Annotated in this window: 1 protein-coding gene; it reads left to right on the forward strand. The window is 75.2% G+C overall.

Going from position 1 to position 1,050, the window contains the following annotated elements; all coding sequences use genetic code 11:
- Positions 1–895 (forward strand): ABC transporter permease (locus tag ACFV0Q_RS41985; RefSeq protein ID WP_385013395.1); only part of this gene is annotated, 895 nt, incomplete at its 5' end.
- Positions 896–1,050: the final 155 nt, after the last annotated feature.

Genomic DNA, 1,050 nt, shown 5'->3' on the forward strand with positions numbered 1-1,050 from the left:
GGCGGCACTCCCCGAGGTGGAGAGCGCCGTGGGCCTCGGCAAGGGCGTCGCCGAGGTCGACGGCTCCGGACGCGCCCTGACGGTCACCGACCCGGCCGCCCTCGCCGTCGGCCTCGACCTCGGCGCCGTCGACGGACGCCTCGACTCCCTCGGCACGGACGGGATCGCCGTCAGCGCCAAGGAGGCCGCCCGGCACGACTGGCGGCCCGGCAGCGGCGTCGAACTCGCCTTCACCGACGGGCAGAAGCGGCCCTTCACCGTCCGCGCCGTCTACGGCCGCCCCGACCTCGCCGGCGACTACCTGATCACGCGCGCCGCCTGGGCCCCGCACCGGGCCCAGGACACCGACACCCTCGTCACCGTCACCTTCAAGCCCGGGGTGACGACCGAGGACGGGGCGGCGGCGGTCCAGCGCACGGCAGCCCGGTACGGCGGCCCCGAGGTCCAGACCCGGGCGCAGTACGCGGCCTCGTCGGCGGGCGGCATCGACATGATGCTCACCCTCGTCTACGCGCTCCTCGCCCTCGCCGTGCTCATCGCCCTGCTCGGCATCGCCAACACCCTCACCCTCTCCGTGCACGAACGCACCCGTGAACTGGGGCTGCTCCGCGCCGTCGGCCAGAGCCGCGCCCAGCTGCGGGCGATGGTCCGCTGGGAGTCCGTCCTGGTCGCCGCCTTCGGCACGGCGGGCGGCCTGCTCCTCGGCGGCATCCTCGGCTGGGTCCTGGTCAGGGCCTCGGACGCGACGGACGACAGCGGCCTCGTATTCGCCGTCCCGCCCGCCCAACTCGCCGTGGTCGCCCTGGTCGGAGTGACGGCGGGCATCCTCGCGGCCCTCCGCCCGGCCCACCGCGCGGCCCGCCTGGACATCCTGCGCGCCGTCGCCGCGGACTAGGTCGGCTCCTGGGTCACCTTGAGGTGCCCCCCGCCCCGGCCGGACCCGGCATCCTGGTCGAGATCGAAGCCACCGCGGTCATCGACCGAGGATGACCAGCTGCCGGGTCGCGCGGGTCATCGCGACGTAACGGTCGACGGCTCCCTCGATGCCCT

Source organism: Streptomyces sp. NPDC059564, assembly GCF_042735575.1.
Lineage (GTDB): Bacteria > Actinomycetota > Actinomycetes > Streptomycetales > Streptomycetaceae > Streptomyces.